Source organism: Pontibacter sp. LHS2, assembly GCF_058932845.1.
On record NZ_JBZYWG010000008.1, the window covers coordinates 1 to 5,996 of the forward strand.

Here is a 5,996-nt window from a genome sequence, read left to right on the forward strand (position 1 = left end):
AAAGGCAGACAGCCCCTGACTCCGGTCGGAATCAGGGGCTGTGCTGTGTGGGGTTGGCGGCCACCTACTCTCCCGGGTGTGACCCCAGTACCATCGGCGCAGCCGGGCTTAACTTCTCTGTTCGGGATGGGAAGAGGTGCTCACCGGCGCCATAGCCGCCATTCTCTTTGCCCGGTTTCTATGCGGGCGTGATGGCTATGTAAAAGTTATGTTTTGACTAGTTGGGAGAGAAAAAGACTTTCGGCATTATACCAAGGGGCGGGCCGGCGTGGCCGGTCGCACGGTGCGTGCTTTGGGAACGCGCTCGGGCAATTAGTACCGCTCGGCTTTGCTGTTTCCAGCTTTACACCTGCGGCCTATCAACGTCATCGTCTCTGACGGCCCTTAAGGGAGATCTCATCTTGGGGCGGGTTTCGCACTTAGATGCTTTCAGCGCTTATCCCGTCCGAGCGTAGCTACCCTGCGCTGCGGCTGGCGCCACAACAGGTCCACCAGAGGCTCGTCCATCCCGGTCCTCTCGTACTAAGGACAGAACCCCTCAAATCTCCGACGCCCACAACAGATAGGGACCGAACTGTCTCACGACGTTCTGAACCCAGCTCGCGTGCCACTTTAATCGGCGAACAGCCGAACCCTTGGGACCTTCTCCAGCCCCAGGACGTGACGAGCCGACATCGAGGTGCCAAACCTCCCCGTCGATATGAGCTCTTGGGGGAGATCAGCCTGTTATCCCCAGAGTACCTTTTATCCTTTGAGCGATGGCCCTTCCATGCGGAACCACCGGATCACTATATCCGTCTTTCGACCCTGCTCGGCTTGTGGGCCTCACAGTCAAGCCCCCTTCTGCTATTGCGCTCTGCGTACGGTTACCAAGCGTACTGAGGGAACCTTTGAAAGCCTCCGTTATTGTTTTGGAGGCGACCACCCCAGTCAAACTACCCACCAAGCACGGTCCTCCTCTTTGAGGAGTTAGGCGCCAAGCAACTCAAGGGCCGTATTTCAAGGAAGAATCCACGACGCCTGGCGACGCCGCTTCACATTCTCCGGCCTATCCTACACATGAGTTACCCAGCGTCAATGCTAAGCTATAGTAAAGGTTCATGGGGTCTTTCCGTCCCGTTGCGGGTACTCGGCATCTTCACCGAGACTACAATTTCACCGAGCTCACGGCTGAGACAGCGCCCAGATCGTTACACCATTCGTGCAGGTCGGAACTTACCCGACAAGGAATTTCGCTACCTTAGGACCGTTATAGTTACGGCCGCCGTTTACCGGGGCTTCGATTCAGAGCTTCGCCTTGCGGCTAACCCCCCCTCTTAACCTTCCGGCACCGGGCAGGTGTCAGGCCTTATACGTCATCTCTCGATTTTGCAAAGCCATGTGTTTTTGTTAAACAGTCGCCTGGGCCTTTTCACTGCGGCTTCTCCATCGCTGGAGGAAGCGCCCCTTCTCCCGAAGTTACAGGGCCATTTTGCCGAGTTCCTTGGCCGTGATTCACTCGAGCACCTTAGGATTCTCTCCTCGACCACCTGTGTCGGTTTGCGGTACGGGCGGCCATGCATTTAAACGCTTAGCGGGTTTTCTAGGGAGCCTGCTTAGGGACGCTATCCCCGCGGCCGAGGCCTTGGGGTACTATCGGCTTTGAGCTGGTCCGGCGTACTTCACTACCGGTCCACTACCTACGGCCTTCAACGCACTATTCCGTCAGTGCGCGGTCCTTTCACTTCTCCGTCACCGCATCGCTATGCATAGCCGGTACTGGAATATTAACCAGTTGTCCATCGACCTGCGCTTTCGCCTCGGCCTTAGGTCCCGACTAACCCTGATCCGATTAGCGTTGATCAGGAAACCTGGGTCTTTCGGTGTGCGGGTTTCTCGCCCGCATTATCGTTACTTATGCCTACATTTGCTTTTCCAGGCGCTCCAGCACCCCTTGCCGGGATACCTTCTCCGCCCCTGGAATGCTCCCCTACCAGTATAGAATAATCTATAATCCGCAGCTTCGGTACCACGCTTGATGCCCGATTATTATCGATGCCCTGTCGCTCGACCAGTGAGCTGTTACGCACTCTTTAAATGAGTGGCTGCTTCCAAGCCAACATCCTGGCTGTCTCTGCAACTGGACCCCCTTTGTTCAACTTAGCGTGAATTTAGGGACCTTAGCTGGCGGTCTGGGTTCTTTCCCTCTCGGCGCGGGACCTTAGCACCCCGCGCCTCACTGCCGCGTATATCAAATGGCATTCGGAGTTCGTCAGGATTCGGTAGGATTTGACTCCCCCTAGTCCTATCGGTAGCTCTACCTCCATATGACTCGACCGCGACGCTGCCCCTAAAGGCATTTCGGGGAGTACGAGCTATTTCTCAGTTTGATTGGCCTTTCACCCCTACCCACAGGTCATCCAAATACTTTTCAACGTAAACTGGTTCGGACCTCCAGTTGGTTTTACCCAACCTTCATCCTGCCCATGGGTAGATCACAAAGTTTCGCGTCTACCCCCTCTGACTGTGCGCCCTGTTCAGACTCGCTTTCGCTGCGGCTCCGTGCCTTGAGGCACTTAACCTTGCCAGAGAGGAGTAACTCGTAGGCTCATTATGCAAAAGGCACGCCGTCACCCAACGAATGGGCTCCGACCGCTTGTAGGCGCATGGTTTCAGGATCTATTTCACCCCCTTATTCAGGGTACTTTTCACCTTTCCCTCACGGTACTGGTTCACTATCGGTCTCTCAGGAGTATTTAGCCTTACCGGATGGTGCCGGTGGATTCAGGCGGGATTTCTCCGGTCCCGCCCTACTCAGGATACCACTAGGGCCAAGCAGCTTACGCACACGGGACTATCACCCCCTATGGTCATTCTTCCCAGAATGTTATGCTTCAATACTTGGTCCCACGGCGTGGTCCTACAACCCCGCAACTGCCGTAACAGTCGCGGTTTGGGCTCTTCCGCGTTCGCTCGCCACTACTTGCGGAATCATTGTTATTTTCTCTTCCTCCGGGTACTTAGATGTTTCAGTTCCCCGGGTTCGCCCCCCGTAGGGTGACTAGTCTTCAACTAGCCGGGTTGCCCCATTCGGATACCTGCGGATCGATTGGTATGTGCCCATCCCCGCAGCTTTTCGCAGCTTGTCGCGTCCTTCATCGCCTCTGAGAGCCTAGGCATCCCCCATGCGCCCTTCTCTGCGTTCTCGCCGGTGCTAGTGAACTAGCGCCGGCCCGCTTCTTGGGCTGCACTGGATTATCTCCAGGCAGACTTCATTAATGTCTTTGTTTTTCTCTCTCCCATCATGTCAAAGAACTTCTCCTAAAGCGAAGCGCTCAAGTCCGGGGTGTGACGCCCGTGCTCAGTGTTTCCTTTAAGTTAGATGCAAAAACCTGCCGTTTTTGCCGTGTTGTTGTAAGCCAAGTGGAGAATAACGGAGTCGAACCGTTGACCTCCTGCGTGCAAAGCAGGCGCTCTAGCCAGCTGAGCTAATCCCCCCTGTCGGTAACCGTAGTTACGCTGTTGAGTAAGTGGTGGGCCTGCGTGGACTCGAACCACGGACCTCTACATTATCAGTGTAGCGCTCTAACCACCTGAGCTACAAGCCCCCGTGGACTAAAGCTCCTGGGAACGCCTATGAATGCCGCACCTTGCCTTCCGTATCAATTAAGTTTTGAAAGGAATGCTGAGACAGATAAGAAAAGGATAAGTGCGATCCGCGCGGGCCTTGCGCCACTGCGCCTTTCGGGAAAAGGCCGACGGGCCGACCCTAGAAAGGAGGTGATCCAGCCGCACCTTCCGGTACGGCTACCTTGTTACGACTTAGCCCCAGTTACCAGTTTTACCCTAGACGGCTCCTTTGACGGTCACCGGCTTCAGGTCTCCCTGACTTCCATGGCTTGACGGGCGGTGTGTACAAGGCCCGGGAACGTATTCACCGCGTCGTTGCTGATACGCGATTACTAGCGATTCCGGCTTCACGGAGTCGAGTTGCAGACTCCGATCCGAACTGAGACCGGCTTTTTGAGATTGGCGCCCCATCGCTGGGTGGCGACCCTCTGTACCGGCCATTGTAGCACGTGTGTAGCCCTAGGCGTAAGGGCCATGATGACTTGACGTCGTCCCCGCCTTCCTCGCTTCTTGCGAAGGCAGTCCCTTTAGAGTCCCCGCCATGACGCGCTGGCAACTAAAGGTAGGGGTTGCGCTCGTTGCGGGACTTAACCCAACACCTCACGGCACGAGCTGACGACAGCCATGCAGCACCTTGCTTTGTGTCCCGAAGGAAGGGCCCATCTCTGGGCCTGTCACGCGCATTCTAGCCTAGGTAAGGTTCCTCGCGTATCATCGAATTAAACCACATGCTCCACCGCTTGTGCGGGCCCCCGTCAATTCCTTTGAGTTTCACCCTTGCGGGCGTACTCCCCAGGTGGATTACTTAACGCTTTCGCTTGGACGCTTGCCGTGTATCGCAAACATCGAGTAATCATCGTTTACGGCGTGGACTACCAGGGTATCTAATCCTGTTCGCTCCCCACGCTTTCGTGCCTCAGCGTCAGTTTCGGGCCAGCGAGCTGCCTTCGCAATCGGGGTTCTTGGTGGTATCTATGCATTTCACCGCTACACCACCAGTTCCGCCCGCCTCGACCGAACTCAAGCCCGCCAGTATCAACGGCAGTTCCAGGGTTGAGCCCTGGGATTTCACCGCTGACTTAACGGGCCGCCTACGCACCCTTTAAACCCAATAAATCCGGACAACGCTTGCACCCTCCGTATTACCGCGGCTGCTGGCACGGAGTTAGCCGGTGCTTATTCACCAGGTACCGTCAGTTACTCCCGCAGGAGCGTTTTCTTCCCTGGTAAAAGCAGTTTACAACCCAGAAGGCCTTCTTCCTGCACGCGGCATGGCTGGGTCAGCCTCTCGGCCATTGCCCAATATTCCCTACTGCTGCCTCCCGTAGGAGTCTGGTCCGTGTCTCAGTACCAGTGTGGGGGACCATCCTCTCAGAACCCCTAGCCATCGTCGCCTTGGTGGGCCTTTACCCCGCCAACTAGCTAATGGCACGCATGCCCATCTTCCACCGCCTCAGCTTTGACTATCTTCGGATGCCCTCAAATAGTGTCATGCGGTATTAATCCGGGTTTCCCCGGGCTATCCCCCAGTGGAAGGTAGGTTGCATACGCGTTACGCACCCGTGCGCCACTAACCTGGGAACCGAAGCCCCCAGATCCGTTCGACTTGCATGTATTAGGCCTGCCGCTAGCGTTCATCCTGAGCCAGGATCAAACTCTCCATTGTAGTGTTTACTTTTCAGACTCCGAAGAGTCAATGTGTCCGTTCGACCCGTGGCCTTTTCCTTTTTAATTCTCTTGAATTGACGCGGTGGGTGACTCTCGTCACACCCGCGCGGATGTACCTATCTTGTTTCTTATTTTCTGTCTCAACAATCTCTCAAAGAACTTTCCAGAAGACTTTTTCTTCTGCTAGTGCTTTCCCGTATGGAAAGCGTGTGCTGCTTGTGTTTTCACTCCGCTGCCGTGACAACCTGTTGTTGTTTCCGGCTGACGTTGCTCGTTTTCGGTGTGCAAAGGTCGGAAATAATTCCGAATCCGCAAGCTTTATCTTCAATCTTTTTTTCTTTCTTTTCAGCCCTGCCGGCCTCGAAGCACTCTCTTTTCTGTGCCCTGAAGACCTTCGTTTCAGAGCGGGTTGCAAAGGTAAGCAGCTTTTTCCAACTTGCAATACCCGGGCGAAACTTTTTTTCTTTTTTCTCTCCGGCCTGTGTTAGCGAGCCTTTCGAGAACGCTTCCGGCTGAAGCGTGTGATGCTTCCATCTGAAGCGGGCTGCAAAGGTAGGAAGACTTTTTAAATCTTCAAGCGCTTGGCAAAACTTTTTTTTCCTTTTCCTTTCGGCCTGTGTTGGCAGGCTCTCCGAGAACCCTTCCTCTCGAAGCGGGCTGCAAAGGTAAGAAGCTTTTCCGAACCTGCAAGGCCCTGGCCAAAGTTTTTTTCAGTCTCT

2 tRNA genes and 3 rRNA genes are annotated in these 5,996 nt (G+C 55.0%); all 5 read right to left on the reverse strand.

Features of this window, described 5'->3' with window-relative positions:
- Nucleotides 1-51: 51 nt before the first annotated feature.
- Nucleotides 52-163: ribosomal RNA gene (rrf, locus tag AC5FX6_RS21445) — 5S ribosomal RNA — on the reverse strand.
- 129 nt (nucleotides 164-292) lie between these two features.
- Nucleotides 293-3,186, reverse strand: a 23S ribosomal RNA gene (locus tag AC5FX6_RS21450).
- Between the two features lie 217 nt (nucleotides 3,187-3,403).
- Nucleotides 3,404-3,477 (reverse strand) — tRNA-Ala (locus AC5FX6_RS21455).
- Nucleotides 3,478-3,510: 33 nt separating this feature from the next.
- Nucleotides 3,511-3,587: transfer RNA gene (locus AC5FX6_RS21460), tRNA-Ile, on the reverse strand.
- A gap of 165 nt (nucleotides 3,588-3,752) precedes the next feature.
- Nucleotides 3,753-5,275, reverse strand: a 16S ribosomal RNA gene (locus tag AC5FX6_RS21465).
- Together the 16S, 23S and 5S rRNA genes with 2 tRNA genes alongside form the textbook arrangement of a ribosomal RNA operon.
- Nucleotides 5,276-5,996: the final 721 nt, after the last annotated feature.